The organism is Microvirga antarctica (assembly GCF_017921815.1).
Classification (GTDB): domain Bacteria; phylum Pseudomonadota; class Alphaproteobacteria; order Rhizobiales; family Beijerinckiaceae; genus Microvirga; species Microvirga antarctica.
Genome location: NZ_JAGEMM010000003.1, coordinates 165,696 through 189,451, shown reverse-complemented (window position 1 = coordinate 189,451; position 23,756 = coordinate 165,696). Strand labels below are relative to the sequence as shown.

The following is a 23,756-nucleotide window of genomic DNA, read 5'->3' as shown; positions in this document are numbered from 1 at the left end:
CTCTAATTCGCCATTTCGGAGCGTTGCGCCCACCCCGTCATCGCGCGCTCCACGGACGCGGTCGCGGCGTACATGATGACGCCCAGAACCGCCAGCACCACAAGCGCCGCCCAGACGAGCGGCACCTCGAACGCGGCAGACGCGCGGGTGAGCAGATTGCCGATGCCGACATTCGAGGCGTTCTGTTCGCCGATCACCGAGCCCACATAGGCCAGGGTGATGGCGACCTTCAGCGAGCCGAAGAAATAGGGCATCGCGCGCGGCAGCCCGACCTTGAAGACGATGTCGCGCTTCGAGGCGCCCAGCGCCCGCAGCACGTCCTCCATCTCCGGCTCGACGGTCGAGATGCCGGTCGCCACGTTGACCACGATGGGGAAGAACGAAATCAGGAACGCCGTCATCACCGGCGGCACCCAGCCGACGCCGAACCAGAACACGAGGATCGGCACGACCGCGACCTTGGGGATGGCGTTGAAGCCCACGAGAAGCGGATAGGTGCCGGCATTGATCAGCCGTGACGATCCCAGCACCATTCCGAGCCCAAGGCCGAACGCTACCGCCATGCCAAAGCCGGCCAGCGTCATCCACAGGGTGAACACGGCGTGATAGGCAAGCTGCGTGCGGTATTCCCAGATCGCCATGGCGATGGTGGAGGGCGCGGGCAGCACGAAACTGGACACCCCGAAGGCCCGGCAGACGATTTCCCAGGCGGCGAAGAACGCAAACGTGAAGACCCAGGGCGCAAGGGCAAGCTTGCGTTTCGTGCTCAGTGCCATGTCAGCCTCCGGCCCGGGCTTGCGCGATATGGGCGCGCAAATCCTGCACCAGCGCGGAAAAGGGCGGTGTGTAGGTGATGTCGAGTTCGCGCGGCCGTGGAAAGTCCACTTCGCGCTCCGCCACGATCCGACCCGGCCTGCTGCTCATGCAGAAGATCCGATCGGCCAGGAACGCCGCCTCGCGCAGATCGTGCGTGACGAGAATGATGGTGACCTTTTGGGCCGCATGCAGATCCCGCATGACGCACCACAATTCCTCGCGCGTGAAGGTGTCGAGCGCGCCAAAGGGCTCGTCCAGCATCAACAGCTTGGGCTCGTGGATCAGTGCCCGACACAGGGAAGCGCGCTGCTGCATGCCGCCGGACAATTGCCACGGGAACTTGTCGCCCTGCCCCTTGAGCCCGACCGAGGCGAGCAGACGCTCGGCCTTGTCCACATATTCGGCCTTGTGTCGTCGCAGGCGCGACCGGTGCGGCTCGACGATTTCCAGCGGCAGCAGGATGTTGTCGAGGGTGGTGCGCCAGGGCAGCATGGTCGGATTCTGAAACGCCATGCCGGCGAGCTTGACCGGCGCTCCCACCTCACGACCACCCACGATGACGGTGCCCTCGCGGGGAAATTGCAGCCCTGTCGCCAGCTTCATCAGGGTGGACTTGCCGCAGCCCGACGGTCCGACGATGGCGGCGAACTCCCCCTCCATGACCTTGAGGTTCAGATGCGCGACAGCCGGAGCCCCATCTTCCGCGCGCGCGTAGACATGGGTGACGTCCTGGATCTCGACGAAAGCCGCCACGCGAAGGCTCCGTTTCTGCGCTGGGGTCGACAGCGGCGCGCGAGGGGTGATGACGCTAGGGAGAGACCTTGCGCTGTTCGGCGGGCGGGAGGAATTCTTCGGTGAACACCTCCTCGACCGCGGGCTTCTTCTTGTAGGTGAAGGTCAGCCCGATCTGGTCGAGGGACTGGGCGAACCGGTCCTTGGCGATGCCGCCGAAGCCGTTGGCCTTGACCCACGGCGTGAGGATGTTCTGGTCGAGCACCATCTTGAGCCGCTCGAGTTCCACATCCTTCTTGGCCACATCGTTGCGCTTGATGATGGAATCGACAGCTGCCGACGGGTCCTTGATGGTGTCCTGCACGCCCTTCATGATCGCCCGCAGAAGCCCCTTCACGGCCTCGGGCTTTTCCTTGGCGAATTTCTCCGACACGATGATCGTGTTTCCATAGAGATCGACGCCGTAATCGCTCATCAGCAAGACCACGATATCCTCGGCGGGAACGCCCCGGGATTTCAGGTTGATGTAGGACGACATCGAGAAGCCGAACACCGCATCCACGTCGCCCTGGGCGAGCATCGGCTCGCGTACCGGGAAGCCGACATTCTCGAACTTCATGGTGGAATCGTCGATTTTGTTGACCGACTTGAAGATCGGCCATTGGGCAAACGCCCCATCGGCCACGGGCGCTCCGAACTTCTTGCCCTGCAGGCTCGCCACATCGGTGCTGATGCCGCGGCTCTTGCGGCCGATCAAGGCGAAGGGCGGGCGATCGTAGATCACCATCACGGCCTTGATGTCGGTGCCGGGATTCTCGTCGCGGAACCGCACCAGCGAATTGACGTCCCCGAAGCCCGCATCATAGGTGCCGGAGGCAACCCGGGAGATCGGCTCGCGAGAGCCCGCCGCCGGATCGATCGTCACGTCGAGGCCTTCGGCCTTGAAGTACCCTTTATCGAGGGCGACCGCGAAGGGGGCGGCCGGGCCTTCCCAGCGCCAGTCGAGGCTGAAGCGGACGGGCGTCTGCGCCTGCGCGCCGGCGGACAGGAACAGCGCCGCAGCGCCTGCCAAGATGGCCGCACAGGCGGCGGCAGCCCTCGTCGAACGATCAAAACGCATTGGCCAGAACCCTCTTCCCTCGGTGCCGGTCCGCGCGCGGACCGGGCATTGTCAATGACGAAGCAATCTTCATGCCAGCCGCGCGTTTCGCCCGCGGTCCCGGTTTTCCGGCATCATGCCAGCAGATCCCGGCGACGCGTCAAGGCACAGTGACGTCCGAACCGGCAGATGTCGCGGATTTGAGCAGGCCGGCTAGACCGGCAAAGCGCCATCGTTCTTGACCTCCTCCATCACCGCGTAGGTGCGGGTCTCCTTGACGCCGGGAAGCGCCAGAAGAATCTCGCCGAGGAAGGCTCGATAGGCGCTCATGTCGGCGACCCGGGTCTTGACGAGATAATCGAAGCCGCCCGCCACCATGTGGCATTCGAGGACCTCCGGCGCGCGGCGGACCGCTGCGGCGAATTTCTCAAACACGTCCGGCGTCGTCTTATCGAGGGAGACCTCGACGAAGACGAGCAGTTCGAGGCCGAGCTTGTGGGGGTCGAGGCGCGCCCCGAAGCCCGCGATGTAACCGTCTCTTTGAAGACGCTTCATCCGCTCGCCCGTGGAGGTGGGCGAGAGCCCGATCTTGTCGGCCAGATCCACATTGCTGATCCGCCCGTCGGCCTGGAGTTCCTTCAGAATCCTGCGGTCGATCCGGTCGATATTCGCCATATCAGCGGCCTTTACAGATATTGTCCGGATTTTCTAAGGGAGATTGCGCCATAATGCCATCGAAACGCGGCTCCTTGACGCTTATAGTGGGGCATCACCGGAGCCTGCCATGACCCCGACCCTTTCGCCACGTCCCGATGCCCGCCCTCAGCCGTTCAGCCCGCCCTACGCAGAGGACGACGCCACGATCGCGGCCCGCCTGTTGCCGCAGGCCCAGCTGTCGCCAGAACGGGAACAGCGGGTGGATGCCCATGCGACCCGCCTGATCGAGGCGATTCGGGCCAAGGGCTCCGGGCTGGGGGGCGTCGAGGAGATGCTGCGGGAATACGCGCTCTCCACCAAGGAGGGGCTGGCCCTCATGGTGCTGGCCGAGGCCCTCCTGCGGGTGCCCGATGCGGCCACCGCCGACCGGCTCATCGAGGACAAGATCGGCCAGGCGGATTTCGCCGCCCACGAGTCCAAATCCGACGCCTTCCTGGTCTCGGCCTCGGCCTGGGCACTTGGCATCACGGCCCGGATCATCCAGCCCGGCGAGACCCCCGAGGGAATCCTGCGTCAGCTCACCAAGCGCCTCGGCACGCCCGCGGTTCGTACGGCGACGCGGCAGGCGATGCGGGTCATGGGCAACCATTTCGTGCTCGGCCAGACCATCGAGGAAGCGCTCAAACGCGCCGGCTCCGGCAAAGCGCGCCACTACCGCTACTCGTTCGACATGCTGGGCGAGGGGGCCCGCACAGCCGACGATGCAAAGCGCTATTTCGACTCGTACGCAGCCGCCATCGACGCCATCGGCGCATCGGGCGGCAACGAGGCCTTGCCGAACCGTCCGGGCATCTCGGTCAAGCTGTCGGCGCTTCATCCCCGCTACGAGGCCACGAGCCGCGAGCGCGTCATGCGCGAACTCGTGCCGCTGGTCGTCGCGCTGGCCCAGAAGGCCAAGTCCTACGACCTGAAATTCACCATCGATGCCGAAGAGGCCGACCGCCTCGAATTGTCCATGGACGTGATCGAGGCGGTGATGGCCGATCCATCCCTTTCCGACTGGATCGGGTTCGGCCTTGCCATCCAGGGCTATCAGAAGCGCGCTCCGGCCGTCATCGACGCCATCGGCGCCCTGGCCGAGCGCTACGACCGGCGGCTCATGGTGCGGCTTGTGAAGGGCGCCTATTGGGACACCGAGGTGAAGCGCGCCCAGGAACGGGGGCTCGACGATTATCCGGTCTTCACCCGCAAGGCGATGACGGACCTCAACTATCTCATGTGCGCCGAGAAGCTGCTGGGAATGCGGCCGCGGATCTATCCGCAATTTGCCACCCACAACGCCCTGACCGTGGCGTCGATCATCGAGCGCGCGGGCGGGACGGACGGGTACGAGTTCCAGTTGCTGCACGGCATGGGCGAGGCCCTCTACACCCGGCTGCGCGAGGACAACCCTGATCTCGCTTGCCGGATCTATGCGCCGGTGGGCGGCCACAAGGACCTGCTCGCCTATCTCGTCCGCCGGCTCCTCGAGAACGGCGCCAACTCCTCCTTCGTGTCGGTGGCAGCCGATGACGCGGTGCCGATTCAAGCCCTGTTGAAGCGGCCTGCCGACATCATCGGTTCGCCCGAGCGGGCGCGCCACCCGCGCCTGCCGCTGCCGCGCGACCTGTACGGGCCCGACCGCGCCAATTCGAAGGGGGTGGAATTCGGCGACCGTCGCGCCCTCGCCGCGCTGATGGAGGATGTGAAGGCGGCCTCGGGCCGCTCCTTTGCGGCCGCACCTGTCGTCGATGGCGCCAACCTCACCGGATCGGCGCGCGCCGTGACAAGCCCGATCGCTGCGGCGATCACCGTTGGCACGGTCGTCGAGGCAACGCCTGATCAGGCGGACCAGGCGATGAAGGCGGCGCAGGCCGGCTTTGCCGGCTGGAACCGGACCAACGCCCATGTGCGAGCGGCCGCCCTGACGCGGACGGCCGATCTTCTCGAGGCCCGGCGCGGGATCTTCCTGCACCTGCTCCAGGCGGAGGCCGGCAAGACCCTCGACGATGCCCTCTCGGAGGTGCGCGAGGCGATCGATTTCTGCCGCTATTATGCGGGTGAAGGCCGAAAGCATTTCGGCACCGGGGAGCCGATGCCGGGTCCCACCGGCGAGAGCAATAGTCTGCGTCTGCGCGGAAGGGGCGTCTTCGTGGCGATCTCGCCGTGGAATTTTCCGCTCGCCATCTTCATGGGCCAGATCTCCGCGGCCCTCATGGCCGGAAATGCGGTGGTGGCCAAACCGGCCGAACAGACGCCGCTCATTGCAGCCGAGGCCGTCCGCCTGCTCCACGAGGCTGGCGTGCCCTCCACCGCCCTTCACCTCCTTCCCGGAGATGGTCGGGTCGGCGCGCGCCTTGTGGAACACCCCGCTGTGGCGGGCGTCGTGTTTACCGGCTCGACCGAGGTGGCGCGTCTCATCAACCGAAGCCTTGCGGCCAAGAACGGGCCGATCGTGCCGCTGATCGCCGAGACAGGCGGCATCAATGCGATGATCGTCGACGCGACGGCCTTGCCCGAGCAGGTGGCAGATGACGTGATCACCTCGGCGTTCCGTTCCGCCGGCCAGCGTTGCTCGGCGCTCAGGCTGCTCTGCGTGCAGGAGGATGTGGCCGACCGGATGATTGCCATGATCGCCGGCAATGCCCGCGAGCTGAAGATCGGCGATCCGCGGGAGATCGCCACCCAGGTGGGCCCGGTGATTGACCAGGAGGCCAAGGACAGGCTCGACGCGCATGTGGCTGCGATGACCCGCAGCGCCAAGGTCCATTATGCGGGGACGGCGCCGACAGGCGGGACCTACGTGGCGCCCCATATCTTCGAGATCGACAGCCCCGCCGCGCTGACCGAGGAGGTGTTTGGCCCGATCCTGCATGTGACGCGCTTCAAGGCTGGCGATCTCGGCGCGGTCCTTGAGGCCATCGATGCCACCGGCTACGGCCTGACCCTCGGCGTCCACTCGCGCATCGATTCCACCGTTGACCGGGTGATTGAACGGCTGTCGGTCGGCAATGTGTACGTCAACCGGAACATGATCGGGGCGGTCGTCGGCGTGCAGCCCTTCGGTGGCCACGGCCTGTCCGGCACCGGCCCGAAGGCGGGCGGCCCCCACTACCTGCCGCGCTTCGCCACGGAACAGACGGTGACGATCAACACGGCCGCGGCCGGCGGCAACGCCAATCTCATCGCCATGGGCGAGTGATCGCTAGACTGGCGAGCAGACGGACGGTTCAAAAACGAGAAAACCCGGCGCATGGCCGGGTTTGGACTCATCACTTGGAAACGGCTTGCCCCGAAGGCAGGCCCTTTCAGTAGCTCAAGGCCACCTTCGCGTCTTCCAACTGCACGACGGCGGATTCGGCCGCATGCTTGGCGACGGGGTCGTTGGTGGCGTCGTAGACCATCTGCGCATGCAGGATTTCCTTGTCGAGGATCTCCTGGGTCAGCTCTTCTGCCGGTAGCGCACGCTCGGCCAGCACGGTCAGTCCGGTCGGATTGATGTCGGCGAACCCGCCGCGGATCAGGATGCGCTTGCCGTTTCCGGGGCTGTCGGTGATCACCAGAAAGCCGGTCTTGAGCGTCGTCATCGTGGGCGCGTGGCCCGCAAGCACGGTCATCTCGCCCTCGGTGGCCGGCAGAATCACCGCATCGACCATGCCGGAAAACAGCACGCTTTCCGGCGAGACAAGCTCGAAATTGAAATTGGCCATGGCGCTTCTCGTCATCCTCTCCGGCGCGCAGCCGCGCCGGATGTGAACTCTGGAGCACGTTGGTGGCGAAACCTTCGCCATCCGATCATGCGGTCAAATAACCGTCCCGGACGCCGCCTCCGCTTTCTGGGCGCGGCAGATGTTCGGGACGCTCTCGTCGCGAGAGGTCCGGCCCGCTTGAAGGCGACCCGGACCGATCGATAGCCTCAGGCCGCTTCGCTGGCGAGACGCTGAGCCTTTTCGACTGCTTCCTCGATACTGCCGACCATGTAGAAGGCGGCTTCGGGGAGGTGGTCGTACTTGCCTTCCACCAGGCCCTTGAAGCCCTTGATGGTGTCTTCGAGCGCCACGAGCTTGCCGGGGGAACCGGTAAACACTTCGGCGACGAAGAACGGCTGGCTCAGGAAGCGCTCGATCTTGCGGGCGCGGTTGACCGTCATCTTGTCCTCTTCCGACAGCTCGTCCATTCCCAGAATGGCGATGATGTCCTGGAGCGACTTGTAGCGCTGGAGAATCTGCTGGACCTCGCGAGCGGTGTTGTAGTGCTCCTCGCCGAGGATGGCGGCCGAGAGCATGCGCGAGGTCGAGTCCAGCGGGTCCACCGCCGGGTAGATGCCCTTTTCGGCGATCGAGCGCGACAGAACGGTCGTTGCGTCAAGGTGCGCGAAGGAGGCGGCAGGCGCCGGATCGGTCAAGTCGTCGGCCGGCACGTAGATGGCCTGCACCGAGGTGATCGACCCCTTGGTCGTGGTGGTGATGCGCTCCTGCAGCGCGCCCATGTCGGTCGCGAGCGTGGGCTGATAACCCACCGCCGAGGGAATGCGGCCGAGAAGGGCCGACACTTCGGAACCGGCCTGGGTAAAGCGGAAGATGTTGTCCACGAAGAACAGCACGTCCTGACCCTGGTCACGGAAGTTCTCGGCAACCGTCAGGCCGGTGAGCGCGACGCGGGCGCGGGCACCCGGGGGCTCGTTCATCTGGCCGTAGACAAGGGCGCATTTGGAGCCTTCGCCGCCGCCCAGCTTGTTCACGCCGGACTCGATCATCTCGTGATAGAGGTCGTTGCCCTCGCGGGTGCGCTCACCGACGCCGGCGAACACGGAATAGCCGCCGTGCGCCTTCGCGACGTTGTTGATGAGCTCCATGATCAGAACGGTCTTGCCGACGCCGGCGCCGCCGAACAGGCCGATCTTGCCGCCCTTGGCGTAGGGCGCGAGAAGGTCGACCACCTTGATGCCGGTGACGAGGATCTGGCCCTCGGTCGACTGCTCGGCATAGGAGGGAGCCGGCTGATGGATCGAACGCATGCCTTCCGACGGGATCGGACCTGCCTCGTCGACCGGCTCGCCGATGACGTTCATGATGCGGCCCAGCGTCCCCGCACCGACGGGCACCGAGATCGGCGCGCCAGTATCGGTGACGTCCTGTCCGCGCACGAGGCCCTCGGAGGTGTCCATCGAGATGCAGCGAACGGTGCTTTCACCGAGCTGCTGGGCGACTTCGAGGACCAGGCGATTGCCCTGGTTCGTGGTCTCGAGCGCATTCAGGATCTCAGGCAGGTGGCCTTCGAACTTCACGTCGACGACGGCGCCGATGACCTGCGTGATCTTGCCGGTGGGCTTGTTGGCGATATTGGCCATGGGTGGCTCCTCTCGGGTGTCGTCAGAGCGCCTCGGCGCCCGAAATGATTTCGATCAGTTCCTTGGTGATCATCGCCTGACGCGACCGGTTGTAGGTCATCGTCTGCTTCTTGATCATCTCGCCCGCATTGCGGGTGGCATTGTCCATGGCGCTCATGCGGGCGCCCTGTTCGGAGGCGGCGTTTTCCAGAAGCGCGCGGAAGATCTGAATGGTCAGATTGCGCGGCAGGAGCGTGGCCAGGATCTCGCCCTCGTCAGGCTCGTAATCGTAGACCGAATCGGCCGCGACGCCCTGCGCCTCGATCTGCGCCGGAATGATCTGCTGCGCGGTCGGGATCTGGGCGATGACGGAGCGGAAGCGCGAATAGAACAGCGTCGCAACGTCGAATTCGCCCTGATCATAGAGCGCCAGGACCTTCTGGGCGATCATGTCGCCCTGCTCGAAGCCGAGCTGGCGGACGGAGCGCAGGTCGATGAGGTCGATGATCTGCTCGGAGAACTGGCGACGCAGGACATCATAGCCCTTCTTGCCGACGCAGATCATCTTGACGGTCTTGCCATCGGCCATCAGCCGGTTGGCGTGATCGCGCGCCAGACGAGCGATCGAGGAATTGAACGCTCCGCACAACCCGCGTTCGGCCGTGCACACGACCAGAAGGTGCACGCGATCGGAGCCCGTGCCGGCAAGCAGACGGGGCGTCTCCGGCCCCATCGTCACACCGGACGCGATGTTGCCGAGAACCACCGCCATGCGTTCGGCATAAGGCCGCGCCGCTTCCGCCGCAGTCTGCGCGCGGCGCAGCTTTGCGGCGGCCACCATCTGCATGGCCTTGGTGATCTTCTGCGTCGCCTTGACCGAGGCGATACGGTTGCGAAGGTCTTTCAAGCTCGGCATCGAGCAGCCCTACCTCTCCGGTGACCCGGTTCGATGAAACGAGAACGGAGTCTTTAAGAGAAAGACTTGGTGTAGTTCTGCACGACGTCCTTGAGCTTGGCTTCCGTCTCGCTCGAAAGATCCTTCGAGGTCCGGATCGAGTCCAGGATCTCGACGTGCTTGCCCCGCACCAGCGACAGCAATCCATCTTCGAAGGCGCGCACCCGGTTGACGGGCAGGCCATCGAGATAACCGTTCACGCCGGCATAGATCACGGCCACCTGCTCTTCCATCTTCAGCGGCGAGAATTGCGGCTGCTTCAGGAGTTCGGTGAGCCGGGCGCCGCGGTTCAGGAGGCGCTGCGTGGTGGCGTCGAGATCCGAGCCGAACTGCGCGAAGGCCGCCATTTCACGGTACTGCGCGAGCTCGCCCTTGATCTTGCCCGCGACCTTCTTCATCGCCTTGGTCTGCGCCGCAGAACCCACGCGCGACACCGACAGGCCGACGTTCACGGCCGGGCGGATGCCCTGGTAGAACAGGTCGGTCTCAAGGAAGATCTGACCGTCGGTGATCGAGATCACGTTGGTGGGAATGTAGGCCGACACGTCGTTGGCCTGGGTCTCGATGACCGGCAACGCGGTGAGCGAACCCGAGCCCTCGGAATCGTTGAGCTTTGCAGCACGCTCGAGCAGGCGCGAGTGAAGATAGAACACGTCGCCCGGATAGGCTTCGCGGCCGGGCGGGCGGCGCAGGAGAAGCGACATCTGGCGATAGGCCACGGCCTGCTTGGACAGATCGTCATAGGTGATCACGGCATGCATGCCGTTGTCGCGGAAATACTCGCCCATGGCGCAGCCGGCGAAGGGCGCCAGATACTGCATCGGGGCCGGGTCGGACGCGGTCGCCGCCACGATGATGGAATATTCCAGCGCGCCGTTCTCTTCGAGAACCTTCACGAACTGAGCCACCGTCGAGCGCTTCTGGCCGATCGCCACATAGACGCAATACAGTTTCTGCGATTCGTCGGTGCCCTGGTTGAGGGCCTTCTGGTTCAGGATCGTGTCGAGCGCGATCGCGGTCTTGCCGGTCTGACGGTCACCGATGATCAGCTCGCGCTGGCCGCGGCCGACCGGGATCAGGGCGTCGATCGACTTGAGGCCGGTCGCCATCGGCTCGTGCACGGACTTGCGGGGAATGATGCCCGGAGCCTTGACGTCGACGAGGCGACGCTCGGTGGCCACGATCGGGCCCTTGCCGTCGATGGGGTTGCCGAGCGCGTCGACGACGCGGCCGAGAAGCCCCTTGCCGACCGGCACGTCCACGATGGTGCCCGTGCGCTTGACGGTCTGGCCTTCGGCGATCTCACGATCGGAGCCGAAGATCACGATACCGACGTTGTCGGTCTCGAGGTTCAGCGCCATGCCCTGCACGCCACTCTCGAACTGGACCATCTCGCCGGCCTGGACATTGTCGAGGCCGTAGCAGCGGGCGATGCCGTCGCCAACGGACAGGACTTGTCCTACCTCGGTGACCTCGGCCTCGGTGCCGAAGTTCTTGATCTGCTCTTTGAGGATCGCGGAGATCTCAGCGGCTCGAATGTCCATCAGTGGACCTCTTTCATCGCTAGACGAATGGAATTGAGTTTGGTGCGCACCGAGGCATCCACCATGCGGGAGCCCATCTTGACGATGAGACCACCGATGAGGCTCGGGTCGATTCTGACGTCCAGTGAAACGTCAGACTTGGCGACGTCGCGCAACGCCGCCTTGATTTCGGACATGACCGTGTCGGAAGGCTGTTCGGCCAGCGTCACGTGAGCGCGTACGATGCCCTTCGAGGTCGCGACAAGATCGCGGAAGGCGCGGATCATGTCTGGCAGCACGAAGAGCCGGCGCTTGCTGGCGACGAGGCGGATGAATTTTCCCGCAAGGCCCGAAATCTCGGCCTTGTCGAGGATCGCGCCGACAGCCTGCACCTGCTGCTCGACCGTGAAGGCCGGGCTGCGGATCAGGCGGCGGAAATCGTCGCTGTCATCGATCATCCGGCCGAGCCGGGCGAGATCGGCCGCGACGGCATCGATGGAATTCGCTTCCTGAGCGACTTCGAACAGCGCCGAGGCATAGCGCAACGCTACACCCGACAGGAGAGGTCCTTCTTGGGAACCGCTTTGCGCCACTTGAATCGTCTCTCTCAAGGCTTGACGGATTTCAGACCTGCAGCGCCTTCACGAAAAGGCCGCGGGGAAACCCGTCGATCGGTGGAAATGAGCCCGGGCAGGTGTCTCTACGCCCGCCAAGCGGGGGTGCACTAGCATGGGTTTTTCCGAGGCGCAAGGCGATCCCGGCCCCGCGCGGCCGCTGTTTCTCCGGCAAATGACCTCGCAGGCAGGCAACGTGTCAGAGTTCAAGCGTGGCGATCTCGCAATTTTGCAGATGACGCCCCGTCAGGTGCGAGAAGAAGGTCCCGTGTCCGACCACCGCGATCAGGCGCTCCGGACGCTCCGTCAGCCACTGCCTGAACGCCGCGACGCGCGCTGTCAGGACGCTGTCGGGCTCGACGACGATACCCCGCGCATCCGCCTCCCCGTCCCGATGCCACCAGGTCTCATCCAGATGCGAAAAGGCGAGGCCGGGGAAGGCTTCGGCGAGCAGGGCCGGGGCGCGCCCGACATCGCAGCTATTGGCGAGGTGCTCCCGATGAAGGCACTCGACCCTGATCCGCTGCCGCGACGGGTGGTCGCCGAGCAGCCCCAGCGTGGTCTGCAGCGCCCGCGTCAGCGGGGACGTGACGATGAGCTCATAGTCGATCGCGCGCAGGGCAACGGCAGCCGCCGCGACCTGCTGTTCGCCAAGCGGCGACAGAACGGCATCGAAATGGAGCGGATCGACCCCGCCCGCGGCCTCGAATTGCGCGTTGAAGGTGGATTGCCCGTGGCGGATGCAATGGACGACCTTTTTCATCGAAAACTCTCTGGCTGATCTAGAGGAAGCTCTGCGGATCCACGTCGATGGCGATCCGGACGCTGCCGCGCGGTTTCGGGCAGCGTGCCAGCCACGCGCGCAGATAGGCCTGAAGGTCGACCTCGCGGTCGGTCTTGACCAGGAGCCGGTAGCGGTACCGCCCGCGAATGAGTGCCAGCGGCGCCTCGGCCGGGCCCAGGACCGTGATCCCCGCCGAAGGCTCCGCGACCTTGGCCATCGCGCGGGCATGCAGTTCCGCCGCCTCCCGGTCGACCGCCGACACGATGAGGGAGGCGAGCCGTCCAAACGGCGGCAGTCCGGCGAGTTGTCGAACGCGGGTTTCCTCGGCGTAGAACCGTTCGGCCTCGCCCGAGGCCAATGCTGCAATGACCGGATGGGCCGGCTGCCAGGTCTGCACGAGGGCCCGCCCGGGCTTCTCGCCCCGCCCTGCCCGCCCGGTGACCTGCTGCAGCAGCTGGAAGGTCCGCTCGGCAGCCCGTGGGTCCCCGGAGGTCAGCCCGATATCGGCGTCGAGCACACCCACCAGGGTCATGAGCGGGAAGTTATGGCCCTTGGCCACCAGCTGCGTGCCGATCACGATATCGCATTCGCCAGCCGCGATGGCCGCGAGTTCGGTGCGCAATCGCTCAGTGCCGCCAGGGAAATCGCTCGAGAGGACGATCCGCCGCTGATTCGGGAAAAGCTCGGCCGCCTCCTCGGCGATCCGTTCGACGCCGGGTCCGCAGGAGGTCAGCGAATCGACCGTGCCGCAGGCAATGCAGGCCTGGGGCGTGCGCTCCACGTGACCGCAATGATGGCACACGAGGGACCGGCGGAAGCGATGCTCCACGAGCCAGGCGGAGCAATTGGGGCACTCGTAACGGTGAGCGCAGGCGCGGCAGAGGGTGAGCGGCGCGTAGCCCCGCCGATTGAGGAACAGCAGCACCTGCTCGCCGCGTCCCAGCGTCTCATGCATGGCGGTGATGAGGCTCGGAGACAGCCAGCGCCCTGGCGGAATGGTCTCGGTCTTGAGATCGATGGTGCGGATCTGCGGCATCTGTCGTCCGCCATAGCGCTCCGGCAGCCGCACGTGCCGGTAGCGGCCGCGCTCGACATTGGTCCGACTTTCGATGGAAGGCGTCGCCGAGGCGAGGATCACGGCTGCGTTCTCGATCCGACCGCGCACCACGGCCATGTCGCGGGCGTGATAATGGACCCCGTCCTCCTGCTTGTAGGCGGTCTCGTGTTCCTCATCGACCACGATGAGGCCGAGATCGCTATAGGGCAGAAACAGCGCCGAGCGGGCGCCGGCCACGACCTGCACGTCCCCGGACGCGATGCCCGCATAGATCCGCTCGCGCTTGCGGCCGGTCACGCCGGAATGCCAGGAGGCGGGGCGAACACCGAACCGGGCGGTGAAACGATCGAGAAATTGCGCCGTCAGGGCGATTTCCGGCATCAGGATCAGGGCCTGCCGTCCCTGCCGAACCGCCTCGGCCACCGCCTCGAAATAGACCTCGGTCTTGCCCGACCCGGTCACGCCTTCGAGCAGGGCGACGGGCGGCGGCTGCTCCCCCATAAACCCGACCAAGGCAGCAGCCGCGTCGCGCTGCTCGTCGGACAATCCGGTCTGGTGATAATCGGGATCGGGACGTTCGGCGGCCGGTTCGGGCTTGAGCGCGACGGTCTCGAGGGTGCCCTCGTCAACCAGGCCGTCGATGACGCCGGTGCTGACGCCCGCCTCGTGCGCGAGGTCCCGCTTCAGCCGGACGAGCCCGTCGGCTGCCACCGCCAGCACCCGCTGCCGGGTCGGCGTAATCCGTGCAGGGGCAGGTCCGGCGAGCCGGACGCCGACCCGCACCATCTCGGCGCGGTCGGGATCCGGAAGCTTCAGGCCCATGCCGAGCGCGGAGCCCTTGGGCGCCAGGGTGTACCAGGCGACCCAATCGAGAAACTTTCGCATGCTCGACGACAGGGCCGGTGCGTCCACACGGGCCGTCACCGGCTTGAAGTTGCCGCCGGGCCCAGGGCGCAGGGCCCAGACGACGCCCACGACCTCGCGGGTTCCAAGCGGCACCTGCACCACGTCGCCCTCGGCGAGCAAAAGGCCGTCGGGCACGGCGTAGCTGTAGGCCGTGTCCAGCGCCAGGGGGATGAGGACATCGGCGATGCGGGGTGTCATTCGGCTCGGATTAACCTGTCCATGCTATCCTGTCTGCCCTTGCACAAAGCAGGAACATGTCAAGCAACGATTCGCCCTCTCCCCTCGATCTCGCCATGCCCGGCGCCCCCGACACCCGTCGCGAGGCCGTGCAATGGCTGACCTCGCTTGCCAAGGAAAGGCGCCTCTCGCCCAACACGGTGGAGGCCTATGGGCGCGATCTGCGGCAGTTCCTGAGCTTTTTGACCGGTCACCTTGGCGAGCCCGCCGGGGTTTCGGCCATCCTCGCCCTCAAGCCGCTGGATATCCGGGCGTTTCTCGCCGCGCGCCGCATGGAGGCGGTGCAGAGTCGATCACTGATGCGCCAACTGGCCTCGCTGCGCTCGTTCGCCCGCCATCTCGAACGGGAAGGGCATGGGACTGCATCCGCCTTCGCGGCGATTCGCACGCCCCGGATGGACAAGAATCTGCCGCGGCCGCTCTCGGCCGCCTCGGCAGTCGCCGTCACAGAGACCGACCTGCGCGCCGGCGGCGACCGCAAGCCGTGGATCGTCGCCCGGGACGCGGCGGTCCTGTCCCTGCTCTACGGCGCGGGCCTGCGCATTTCCGAGGCCTTGGGCCTGCAGCGGCGCGATGCGCCGATCCATGGCACCGATTCGCTGACCGTCACCGGCAAGGGCGGCAAGATGCGCAGCGTACCGGTGATGCCCGCGATCCAGCGTGCCGTTGAGGAATATTTGCGGCTGTGCCCCTACGCGGTTCCACCGGAGGGGACGCTCTTCGTCGGCGCCCGCGGCGGTCCGCTCTCGCCGCGGATCATCCAGCTGGCGGTCGAGGAAATGCGCGGCATGCTGGGCCTTCCCGACAGCGCCACGCCGCATGCGCTGCGCCACTCCTTCGCGACGCATCTTCTTGCCCGCGGCGGGGACTTGCGGGGCATCCAGGAACTGCTGGGCCACGCCTCGCTGTCCACGACGCAGCTCTACACCAAGATCGACGCGACGCGCCTGATGGAGGCCTTCGACTCGGCCCACCCGCGCGCCCAGAAACGCTGAGCGGGCCGCACGGCGTGAAAGGCCCGAAGCCTCACATGTGGATGGCGCGCTTGTCGACCGCCAGGGCTGCTTCCTTCACGGCTTCCGACAGGGTCGGGTGCGCATGGCAGGAGCGCGCGATGTCTTCCGACGAGCCGCCGAACTCCATCGCCAGCACCGCCTCGTGGATCAACGTTCCGGCTTCGGCGCCGATGATGTGCACGCCCAGCACCTTGTCGGTCGTGGCATCCGCCAGGATTTTCACGAACCCGTCGGTAATGTGGTTGGCCTTCGCGCGGCCATTGGCCGTGAACGGGAACTTGCCCACGTTGTAGGCGGTGCCGGCGGCCTTGAGTTCTTCTTCGGTCTGGCCCACTGAGGCCACTTCCGGGAAGGTGTAGACGACGCTCGGGATGATTCCGTAATTCACGTGGCCCGCCTTGCCGGCGAGAATTTCGGCCACGGCCATGCCCTCGTCCTCGGCCTTGTGGGCCAGCATCGGGCCGGCGATCACATCGCCGATGGCATAGATGCCCGTGACGTTGGTGGAATAGTGCGCGTCGGTCTGGATACGGCCCTTGGCGTCCTTCTGGACCCCGATCTCGTCCAGCCCCAGGCCTTGGGTGTAGGGCACCCGGCCGGTTGCCACGAGCACCGCGTCGGCCTCGATGGTCTCAGGGGCTCCGCCAGCCGCCGGCTCGAAGGTGAGGGTCGCGCCCGCGCCGGTCTTTTCGACCTTGGTGACCTTCTGGCCGAGCTTGAACTGAAAGCCCTGCTTGGTGAGCAACCGCTGGAACTGCTTGGCGATCTCGCCATCCATGCCGGGCAGGATGCGGTCGAGATACTCGACCACGATGACCTCCGACCCGAGTCGGCGCCACACCGAGCCGAGTTCGAGGCCGATCACGCCCGCGCCGATGACCACGAGCCGCTTCGGCACGGCGCTGAGTTCGAGCGCGCCAGTGGACGAAATCACGACCTTCTCGTCGATCTCCACACCCGGAAGGCGCGTCACGTCGGACCCCGTCGCGATGACGATGTTCTTCGTCTGCAGGACCTGGTTGGTGCCGTCCTCGGCCGTCACCTCGACCTGCCCTGCCGCAGCGATGCGGCCGGTGCCGAAAAAGACGTCAACCTTGTTCTTCTTCAGGAGGAATTCGACGCCCTTGGTGTTGCCGTCGACACCCTCCTGCTTGAAGGTCTGCATCTGCGCCAGATCGAGGGTCGGCGCGCCGACGATGACACCCATGGCGGGGAAATGCGCGCTTGCATCCTCGAAGGCGTGGGAGGCATGCAGAAGGGCTTTCGACGGGATGCAGCCGATATTCAGGCAGGTCCCGCCATGAGTCTTGCGCTTCTCCACCACGGCCGTCTTGAGGCCCAGCTGTGCGGCGCGAATGGCGCACACATAGCCGCCCGGACCAGTTCCGATAACGATGAGATCGTAGGACACGGTTCGCCCCCTTGGACGTCAGGGCCGGGCTCGCCCGGCGTCAGGTCGTTTATGCCCGCGTCGACCCGGGCACGATGGATGAAAGTCGTCAGAGATCGAGCACGAGGCGGGCCGGATCTTCCAGCGCCTCCTTGACCCGCACCAGGAAGGTCACCGCATCCTTACCGTCGACGATGCGATGATCGTAAGACAGCGCCAGGTACATCATCGGCCGGATCACGACCTGGCCGTTGCGGGCCACCGGACGGTCCTCGATGCGATGCATGCCCAGAATGCCGGATTGCGGCGCGTTCAGGATCGGGGTCGACATGAGCGAGCCGTAGATGCCGCCGTTGGTGATCGTGAAGGTGCCGCCCTGCATCTCGTCGATGGTGAGCTTGCCGTCACGGGCGCGCTTGCCGAAATCCGCGATCTTCTTCTCGATCTCGGCGATGGAAAGCCTGTCGGCGTCGCGCACGACCGGAACCACAAGACCCTTCTCGGTGCCGACCGCGACGCCGATATGGTAGTAGTTCTTGAACACGAGATCCTGTCCGTCGATCTCCGCATTGACGGCCGGCACGTCCTTCAGCGCCTGGATCACCGCCTTCGAGAAAAAGCCCATGAAGCCCAGCTTCACGCCATGCTTTTTCTCGAAAATCTCCTTGTACTGGCTGCGCAGGTGCATCACCGCGCCCATGTCCACGTCGTTGAACGTGGTCAGCATGGCGGCGGTGTTCTGCGCATCCTTGAGCCGGCGCGCGATCGTCTGGCGCAGCTTGGTCATCTTCACGCGCTCTTCGCGCGACGCATCGTCGGCGGCGGACGGTGCACGGGCCTGAACGGGAGCAGCCTGCGCGGGTGCCTGGGTGCCGCCGGTGGCGATTGCCGCCAGCATGTCGCCCTTGGTGACGCGACCGTCCTTGCCGGATCCGGGAACATTGCCCGCATCCACCCCGCTCTCGGCGGCAATGCGCGCGACGGCAGGGCCGTTATCCTTCGCCACCGATGGCTGGGCCGCAGGGGCAGCAGGGGCTGGAGCAGCTGCCTTCGGAGCTTCCGTCTTGGGGGCCTCGGTTTTCGGAGCCTCGACTTTGGCCGCAGGCGCAGCCGCTGCTCCCCCTTCGGTGATCGAGCCCAGCACGGCGCCAGGACCAACCGTTTCGCCATCCTTGGCCAGGATATCGCCGAGGGTGCCGCTCGCCGGCGCGTTAACCTCGAGCGTGACCTTGTCGGTTTCGAGCTCGACCAGGGGTTCGTCGGCCTTCACCTGGTCGCCGGGCTTCTTGAACCAGCGGCCAATGGTGGCCTCGGAAACGGACTCGCCAAGGGTAGGTACGCGGATTTCGGTGGCCATGTTCGTCTTAATTGTTCGGGGCCGTGCGTGGCCCGTGGATGGGATCGAAGTCTCTTGCGGCCATTAAGCCGCGAAAGCCTCGTCGAGGAAAGCCTGCAATTGAATGAGGTGCTTGGACATCAGGCCCGTGGCTGTCGCGGCCGAGGCCGAGCGTCCCACATAACGCGGACGATCAACCTTGGCGCCGGCGGTCTTGAGAACCCATTCCAGATAGGGCTCGACGAAGCTCCACGAGCCCATGTTCTTGGGCTCCTCCTGGCACCACACCACGTCGGCCTTCTTGAACCGGGCCAGCTCCACCGCCAGCGACTTGGCCGGGAAGGGGTAGAGCTGCTCGACGCGCATCAGGTAGACATCGTCGATGCCGCGCTTCTCGCGCTCCTCATAGAGGTCGTAATAGACCTTGCCGGTGCAGATGACGACGCGGCGGATCTTCTCGTCCTTCACGAGCTTGATGGCCTCGCCCGGGCGCTGCGCATCGTCACGCAGCACACGGTGGAACGAGGTGCCCTCGGCGATGTCGTCGACGCGCGAGGTCGCGCGCTTGTGACGAAGCAGGCTCTTGGGCGTCATCAGGATGAGGGGCTTGCGGAACTCGCGCTTCAACTGCCGGCGCAGGATGTGGAAGTAGTTGGATGGGGTGGTGCAATAGGCCACCTGCATGTTGTCCTCGGCGCACATCTGCAGCCAGCGCTCGAGACGCGCGGAGGAATGCTCCGGACCCTGTCCCTCATAACCATGCGGCAGCAGACAGACGAGGCCCGACATGCGCAGCCACTTGCGCTCGCCAGACGAGATGAACTGGTCGAACACGACCTGCGCCCCGTTGGCGAAATCGCCGAACTGCGCTTCCCAAAGGGTGAGGGCATTGGGTTCGGACAGGGTATAGCCGTACTCGAAGCCGAGCACCGCCTCCTCCGACAGCATGGAGTTGATGACCTCGTAGCGGCCCTGTCCCTCCTTGATGTGGTTGAGGGGCGTGTAGCGCTCTTCGTTCTCCTGGTCGATCAGCACCGAATGGCGCGACGAGAAGGTGCCGCGCTCCACGTCCTGACCCGACAGGCGGACGCGGTGATCCTCGAGCAAAAGCGAGCCGAAGGAGAGCGCCTCGGCCATTGCCCAATCGATGCCCTCGCCGGTCTCCATCATCTTCTTGCGGTTGTCGAGGAAGCGCTGGATCGTCCGGTGAAGGTGGAAGCCCTCGGGAATTGTGGTGAGCGCGTGGGCGATCTCGTTCAGCGTTTCGACCGGGACACCGGTCTGTCCGCGGCGCGGATCGTCCGAATCCTCGCGGACGGCCTTGAGCCCCGACCAGCGCCCATCGAGCCAATCGGCCTTGTTGGGCTTGTAGCCCTGCGCGATCTCGAATTCGGCTTCGAGCTTGGAGCGCCAGGCGTTCTTCATTTCGTCGAATTCGCCCTCTGTCACCGTGCCCTCGGCGATCAGCTTCTTCGAATAGATCTCGAGAATCGAGGGATGCGAGCGGATCTTGCGATACATCAACGGCTGCGTGAAGGCCGGCTCGTCGCCCTCGTTATGGCCGAAGCGGCGGTAGCAGAACATGTCCACCACCACGGGCTTCTGGAACTTCTGCCGGTATTCGGTCGCGACCTTGGCGGCGAAGACCACCGCTTCCGGATCATCCCCGTTCACATGGAAGATCGGCGCCTCGACCATCTTGGCAACGTCCGACGGATACGGCGAGGAGCGCGAGAAGCGCGGATCGGTGGTGAAGCCGATCTGGTTGTTGATGATGAAGTGGATCGAACCGCCGGTGCGATGGCCGCGCAGGCCCGAAAGGCCCAGGCATTCAGCCACGACGCCTTGGCCGGCAAACGCCGCATCGCCGTGGATGAGAAGCGGCATCACGGCAGTCCGGTTGTCTGGCGAGCAACCGTGCTGGTCCTGCTTGGCCCGCACCTTGCCCAGCACGACCGGATCGACGATCTCGAGATGCGACGGGTTGGCGGTGAGCGACAGGTGGACGTTGTTCTGGTCGAACGACCGGTCGCTCGATGCGCCCAAGTGATACTTGACGTCCCCCGAGCCTTCCACGTTGTCGGGCGCGAAGGACCCGCCCTTGAACTCGTGAAACAGGGCGCGGTGGAGCTTGCCCATCACCTGGGTCAGCACGTTCAGACGGCCGCGATGGGCCATGCCGAGCACGATCTCCTTGCAGCCGAGATTGCCGCCGCGCTTGATGATCTGCTCCAGCGCCGGAATCAGCGATTCGCTGCCGTCGAGGCCGAAGCGCTTGGTGCCGGTGTATTTCAGGTCGAGGAACTTCTCGAAGCCTTCAGCCTCTACCATCTTGTTGAGAATCGCCCGCTTGCCCTCCCGGGTGAACGTGATCTCCTTGTCGGGCCCCTCGATGCGCTCCTGCAACCAGGCCTTTTCGGCAGGGTCCGAGATGTGCATGAACTCGACGCCCAGCGTCTGGCAATAGGTGCGCTCGAGGATGGAGACGATTTCGCGGATGCTCGCGAATTCGAGGCCCAGCACATTGTCGATGAAGATCTTGCGGTCCCAGTCGGCGTCCGTGAAGCCGTAATGCGACGGGTGCAGTTCCTCGTCGCTGGGGCGCGGGTTGATGTCGAGGGGATCGAGCTTGGCGTGCAGATGGCCGCGCACCCGATAGGCCCGGATCAGCATGATCGCGTGAATGGAATCCCGCGTCGCCTGCAGGACTTCAGCCTGGTCGATGGGCCCGCCCTTGGTCTCGGCCTTCGCCTTGATCTTGTCGCCGACCGCCTTCTCGACCTGGGCCCAGTTGCCATCCATGGCCGAGACCAGATCGCCGTTGGCGGCCACCGGCCAGTTGGGCTTCTTCCAGGACGCGCCGCGTGCGCTCTGCTCGACGGCCTGCTTGTCGTCCTTCAGCGCGCCGAAGAAGGCCTGCCATTCCGGGTCGACCGACGACGGGTCCTTCTGAAAGCGGGCGTACAGATCCTCGATATAAGGCGCGTTCGCCCCATAGAGGAAAGCCGTGTTGAGAAAGGTTTCGTTGGCGTCCTGGCGTGCCATGGCAATGCTCGATCCAAATGTCTTTAAGGGCCGCCGCGCACGATTCGCGACGGCCTGTCGTGGTTATTGGCCCTTGAGGACCTCAACGAGGGTTTTTCCAAGGCGCGCCGGCGACGGCGAGACCCGGATGCCGGCTGCTTCCATGGCGGCGATCTTGTCTTCCGCGCCGCCCTTGCCGCCGGAAATGATCGCGCCCGCATGACCCATGCGACGGCCGGGAGGCGCCGTGCGGCCGGCGATGAAGCCAACCATCGGCTTCTTGCGGCCTTTGCGCGCCTCGCGTTCGATGAAGGCTGCTGCCTCTTCCTCGGCCGAGCCGCCGATCTCGCCGATCATGACGATCGACGTGGTCTTGGGATCGGACAGGAACATGTCGAGAATGTCGATGAACTCGGTGCCCTTGACCGGATCGCCGCCGATGCCGACCGCCGTCGTCTGACCCAGACCCTCATTGGTGGTCTGGAACACCGCTTCGTAGGTCAGCGTGCCGGAGCGCGACACGATGCCGACCGAGCCGGGCTTGAAGATGTTGGCCGGCATGATGCCGATCTTGCACTCGCCGGCGGTCACGATGCCCGGGCAATTGGGGCCGATCAGGCGCGACTTCGAGCCCTCGAGCGCCCGCTTGACGCGGACCATGTCGAGCACCGGAATGCCTTCGGTGATGCAGACGATCAGCGGGATTTCGGCCTGGATGGCCTCGCAGATTGCATCGGCCGCGCCCGGCGGCGGAACGTAGACGACGGAGGCATCGGCGCCGGTGGCTTCACGGGCTTCCAGCACGGTGTCGAAGACCGGCAGGTTGAGATGCGTCGAGCCGCCCTTGCCGGGCGACGTGCCGCCCACCATCCGGGTGCCGTAGGCAATCGCCTGCTCGGAATGAAAGGTGCCGTTCTTGCCGGTAAAGCCCTGGCAGATGACCTTGGTGTTCTTGTCGATGAGAATGGACATCTGAGCCTCTTACTTTCCGCCGCGGACAGCGGACACGATCTTCTGGGCGGCATCGTCGAGATCATCGGCCGGAATGACGTTGAGACCCGACTCGCGGATGATGGTCTTGCCTTCTTCCACGTTCGTGCCCTCAAGCCGTACGACCAGCGGCACCTGGAGGCCGACGGTCTTCACCGCCGCGATGACGCCGCGTGCGATCACGTCGCACTTCATGATGCCGCCGAAGATGTTGACGAGGATGCCCTTCACCTGCGGGTCGGCCGTGATGATCTTGAAGGCCGCCGTGACCTTCTCCTCGGACGCGCCGCCGCCCACATCGAGGAAGTTCGCCGGCTCTTCGCCATAGAGCTTGATGATGTCCAGCGTCGCCATGGCAAGGCCCGCGCCGTTGACCATGCAGCCGATCGTGCCGTCGAGCGCGATGTAGGCGAGATCGTATTTGGACGCCTCGATTTCTTTGGCGTCCTCTTCGGTCAGGTCGCGCAGCGCCACGATCTCCGGGTGACGGTAGAGCGAGTTGGAATCGAACGAGATCTTGGCATCGAGCGCCCGCAGGTGGCCGTCGGTGGTGACGATCAGCGGATTGATCTCGAGCATCTCAATGTCCTTCGCCACAAAGCCGTTGTAGAGCTTCGTGACGATGTCCTCGGCCTCTTTCACGAGCGGGCCCGTGAGGCCCAGCTTCTTGGCCACCAGCCGGCCGTGATGCGGCATGACGCCGGTCGCGGGATCGACCGAGAAAGTGAAGATCTTGTCCGGCGTATCGTGGGCAACCGCCTCGATATCCATGCCGCCCTCGGTGGAGACCACGAAAGCAACGCGGCCGGTGGCGCGATCCACCAGCATCGAGAGGTAGAGTTCGGTCTCGATATCCGAGCCGTCCTCGATATAGAGCCGGTTGACCTGCTTGCCGGCATCGCCCGTCTGGATGGTGACGAGCGTGTTGCCCAGCATTTCCTTTGCGAAGGTTTTCACCTCCTCGATGGACCTGGCCAGACGCACGCCGCCCTTTTCGCCGGCTGCCGCCTCCTTGAACTTGCCTTTGCCGCGGCCGCCCGCATGGATCTGGGACTTCACGACCCAGAGAGGTCCACCGAGCTCCTTCGCGGCAGCCTCCGCTTCGTCCGCGGAGAAGATCGCCCGCCCCTTCGAAACCGGAAGGCCGAATTCTTTCAGGACGGCTTTGCCCTGATATTCATGGATGTTCATGGTGTCGCGCTTTCAGTTTGCGAACGGCGAAGGCGTCAAGGGATCGAGGGGGGACACCGGG

The 23,756-nt window shown here is 65.2% G+C and carries 18 protein-coding genes; 2 read left to right on the top strand and 16 right to left on the bottom strand.

All coding sequences use genetic code 11. The annotated features are described in order from the left end of the window. Positions 1-2: 2 nt before the first annotated feature. The 4 genes from J4G32_RS12065 to J4G32_RS12050 all read right to left on the bottom strand — a co-directional run bounded on the left by J4G32_RS12065 (position 3) and on the right by J4G32_RS12050 (position 3,322). Entirely contained in the window at positions 3-776 is a 774-nt protein-coding gene (locus J4G32_RS12065; protein WP_210493100.1) for an ABC transporter permease, read from the bottom strand. A 1-nt stretch (position 777) separates the two neighbouring features. Then, positions 778-1,569: an ABC transporter ATP-binding protein gene (locus J4G32_RS12060; protein WP_210493099.1), complete on the bottom strand. Its 792-nt coding sequence runs from the start codon at positions 1,567-1,569 to the stop codon at positions 778-780. 55 nt (positions 1,570-1,624) lie between these two features. Continuing rightward, entirely contained in the window at positions 1,625-2,668 is a 1,044-nt protein-coding gene (locus J4G32_RS12055; RefSeq protein WP_210493098.1) for an ABC transporter substrate-binding protein, read from the bottom strand. Between the two features lie 192 nt (positions 2,669-2,860). After that, on the bottom strand, positions 2,861-3,322 hold the full coding sequence (locus J4G32_RS12050) for an Lrp/AsnC ligand binding domain-containing protein (RefSeq protein WP_210493096.1): 462 nt from the start codon (positions 3,320-3,322) through the stop codon (positions 2,861-2,863). A 109-nt stretch (positions 3,323-3,431) separates the two neighbouring features. Here J4G32_RS12050 and putA point away from each other — a divergent pair, with 109 nt between their 5' ends. Continuing rightward, positions 3,432-6,545 (top strand): bifunctional proline dehydrogenase/L-glutamate gamma-semialdehyde dehydrogenase PutA, encoded by a 3,114-nt coding sequence (gene putA, locus J4G32_RS12045; RefSeq protein WP_210493092.1) that lies wholly within the window; start codon positions 3,432-3,434, stop codon positions 6,543-6,545. 106 nt (positions 6,546-6,651) lie between these two features. Here the strand turns inward: putA and J4G32_RS12040 are convergent, their stop codons facing one another. From J4G32_RS12040 to J4G32_RS12010, 7 genes are all read right to left on the bottom strand, one after another. Beyond that, the gene (locus J4G32_RS12040) at positions 6,652-7,053 is read right to left on the bottom strand and encodes a F0F1 ATP synthase subunit epsilon (protein ID WP_210493088.1); all 402 of its coding nucleotides are present in this window, start codon (positions 7,051-7,053) and stop codon (positions 6,652-6,654) included. Positions 7,054-7,259: 206 nt separating this feature from the next. Continuing rightward, a complete protein-coding gene (atpD, locus tag J4G32_RS12035) occupies positions 7,260-8,693 on the bottom strand; it encodes a F0F1 ATP synthase subunit beta (protein WP_210493084.1) in 1,434 nt (477 codons plus the stop codon). Between the two features lie 22 nt (positions 8,694-8,715). After that, the gene (locus tag J4G32_RS12030; protein ID WP_210493083.1) at positions 8,716-9,588 is read right to left on the bottom strand and encodes a F0F1 ATP synthase subunit gamma; all 873 of its coding nucleotides are present in this window, start codon (positions 9,586-9,588) and stop codon (positions 8,716-8,718) included. 53 nt (positions 9,589-9,641) lie between these two features. Continuing rightward, a complete protein-coding gene (atpA, locus tag J4G32_RS12025; RefSeq protein ID WP_210493081.1) occupies positions 9,642-11,171 on the bottom strand; it encodes a F0F1 ATP synthase subunit alpha in 1,530 nt (509 codons plus the stop codon). Beyond that, positions 11,171-11,743, bottom strand: coding sequence for a F0F1 ATP synthase subunit delta (locus J4G32_RS12020; RefSeq protein WP_210493075.1), 573 nt, complete (start codon positions 11,741-11,743; stop codon positions 11,171-11,173). The genes atpA and J4G32_RS12020 overlap by 1 nt, the downstream gene beginning before the upstream one ends. 220 nt (positions 11,744-11,963) lie before the next feature. After that, positions 11,964-12,527: a histidine phosphatase family protein gene (locus tag J4G32_RS12015; RefSeq protein WP_210493074.1), complete on the bottom strand. Its 564-nt coding sequence runs from the start codon at positions 12,525-12,527 to the stop codon at positions 11,964-11,966. 19 nt (positions 12,528-12,546) lie between these two features. Beyond that, positions 12,547-14,709, bottom strand: coding sequence for a primosomal protein N' (locus tag J4G32_RS12010; protein WP_210493066.1), 2,163 nt, complete (start codon positions 14,707-14,709; stop codon positions 12,547-12,549). 56 nt (positions 14,710-14,765) lie between these two features. On the opposite strand from J4G32_RS12010, the gene J4G32_RS12005 reads away from it, so the two are divergent. After that, positions 14,766-15,743 carry a tyrosine recombinase XerC gene (locus J4G32_RS12005; protein ID WP_210493060.1) on the top strand — a complete coding sequence of 326 codons (978 nt, stop codon included), beginning with the start codon at positions 14,766-14,768 and terminating at the stop codon, positions 15,741-15,743. A gap of 31 nt (positions 15,744-15,774) precedes the next feature. Here the strand turns inward: J4G32_RS12005 and lpdA are convergent, their stop codons facing one another. From lpdA to sucC, 5 genes are all read right to left on the bottom strand, one after another. Continuing rightward, positions 15,775-17,175, bottom strand: a complete 1,401-nt coding sequence (gene lpdA / locus J4G32_RS12000; RefSeq protein WP_210493056.1) for a dihydrolipoyl dehydrogenase — start codon at positions 17,173-17,175, stop codon at positions 15,775-15,777. Between the two features lie 88 nt (positions 17,176-17,263). Next, a complete protein-coding gene (odhB, locus tag J4G32_RS11995; protein WP_210493050.1) occupies positions 17,264-18,511 on the bottom strand; it encodes a 2-oxoglutarate dehydrogenase complex dihydrolipoyllysine-residue succinyltransferase in 1,248 nt (415 codons plus the stop codon). 63 nt (positions 18,512-18,574) lie between these two features. Continuing rightward, positions 18,575-21,535, bottom strand: a complete 2,961-nt coding sequence (locus J4G32_RS11990; RefSeq protein WP_210493046.1) for a 2-oxoglutarate dehydrogenase E1 component — start codon at positions 21,533-21,535, stop codon at positions 18,575-18,577. A gap of 63 nt (positions 21,536-21,598) precedes the next feature. Beyond that, positions 21,599-22,486 carry a succinate--CoA ligase subunit alpha gene (sucD, locus tag J4G32_RS11985; RefSeq protein ID WP_210493041.1) on the bottom strand — a complete coding sequence of 296 codons (888 nt, stop codon included), beginning with the start codon at positions 22,484-22,486 and terminating at the stop codon, positions 21,599-21,601. A gap of 9 nt (positions 22,487-22,495) precedes the next feature. Further along, positions 22,496-23,695: an ADP-forming succinate--CoA ligase subunit beta gene (sucC, locus tag J4G32_RS11980; protein WP_210493039.1), complete on the bottom strand. Its 1,200-nt coding sequence runs from the start codon at positions 23,693-23,695 to the stop codon at positions 22,496-22,498. Between the last annotated feature and the right edge of the window lie 61 nt (positions 23,696-23,756).

Coding starts and splice junctions, on each gene's coding strand:
- J4G32_RS12030 (WP_210493083.1), bottom strand. CDS start 9,588: ATGCCGAGCTTGAAAGACCTTCGCAACCGTATCGCCTCGGTCAAGGCG.
- putA (WP_210493092.1), top strand. CDS start 3,432: ATGACCCCGACCCTTTCGCCACGTCCCGATGCCCGCCCTCAGCCGTTC.
- J4G32_RS12065 (WP_210493100.1), bottom strand. CDS start 776: ATGGCACTGAGCACGAAACGCAAGCTTGCCCTTGCGCCCTGGGTCTTC.
- J4G32_RS12040 (WP_210493088.1), bottom strand. CDS start 7,053: ATGGCCAATTTCAATTTCGAGCTTGTCTCGCCGGAAAGCGTGCTGTTT.
- J4G32_RS12005 (WP_210493060.1), top strand. CDS start 14,766: ATGTCAAGCAACGATTCGCCCTCTCCCCTCGATCTCGCCATGCCCGGC.
- odhB (WP_210493050.1), bottom strand. CDS start 18,511: ATGGCCACCGAAATCCGCGTACCTACCCTTGGCGAGTCCGTTTCCGAG.
- J4G32_RS12010 (WP_210493066.1), bottom strand. CDS start 14,709: ATGACACCCCGCATCGCCGATGTCCTCATCCCCCTGGCGCTGGACACG.
- J4G32_RS12050 (WP_210493096.1), bottom strand. CDS start 3,322: ATGGCGAATATCGACCGGATCGACCGCAGGATTCTGAAGGAACTCCAG.
- atpD (WP_210493084.1), bottom strand. CDS start 8,693: ATGGCCAATATCGCCAACAAGCCCACCGGCAAGATCACGCAGGTCATC.
- J4G32_RS12015 (WP_210493074.1), bottom strand. CDS start 12,527: ATGAAAAAGGTCGTCCATTGCATCCGCCACGGGCAATCCACCTTCAAC.
- J4G32_RS12055 (WP_210493098.1), bottom strand. CDS start 2,668: ATGCGTTTTGATCGTTCGACGAGGGCTGCCGCCGCCTGTGCGGCCATC.
- J4G32_RS11990 (WP_210493046.1), bottom strand. CDS start 21,535: ATGGCACGCCAGGACGCCAACGAAACCTTTCTCAACACGGCTTTCCTC.
- sucD (WP_210493041.1), bottom strand. CDS start 22,486: ATGTCCATTCTCATCGACAAGAACACCAAGGTCATCTGCCAGGGCTTT.
- atpA (WP_210493081.1), bottom strand. CDS start 11,171: ATGGACATTCGAGCCGCTGAGATCTCCGCGATCCTCAAAGAGCAGATC.
- sucC (WP_210493039.1), bottom strand. CDS start 23,695: ATGAACATCCATGAATATCAGGGCAAAGCCGTCCTGAAAGAATTCGGC.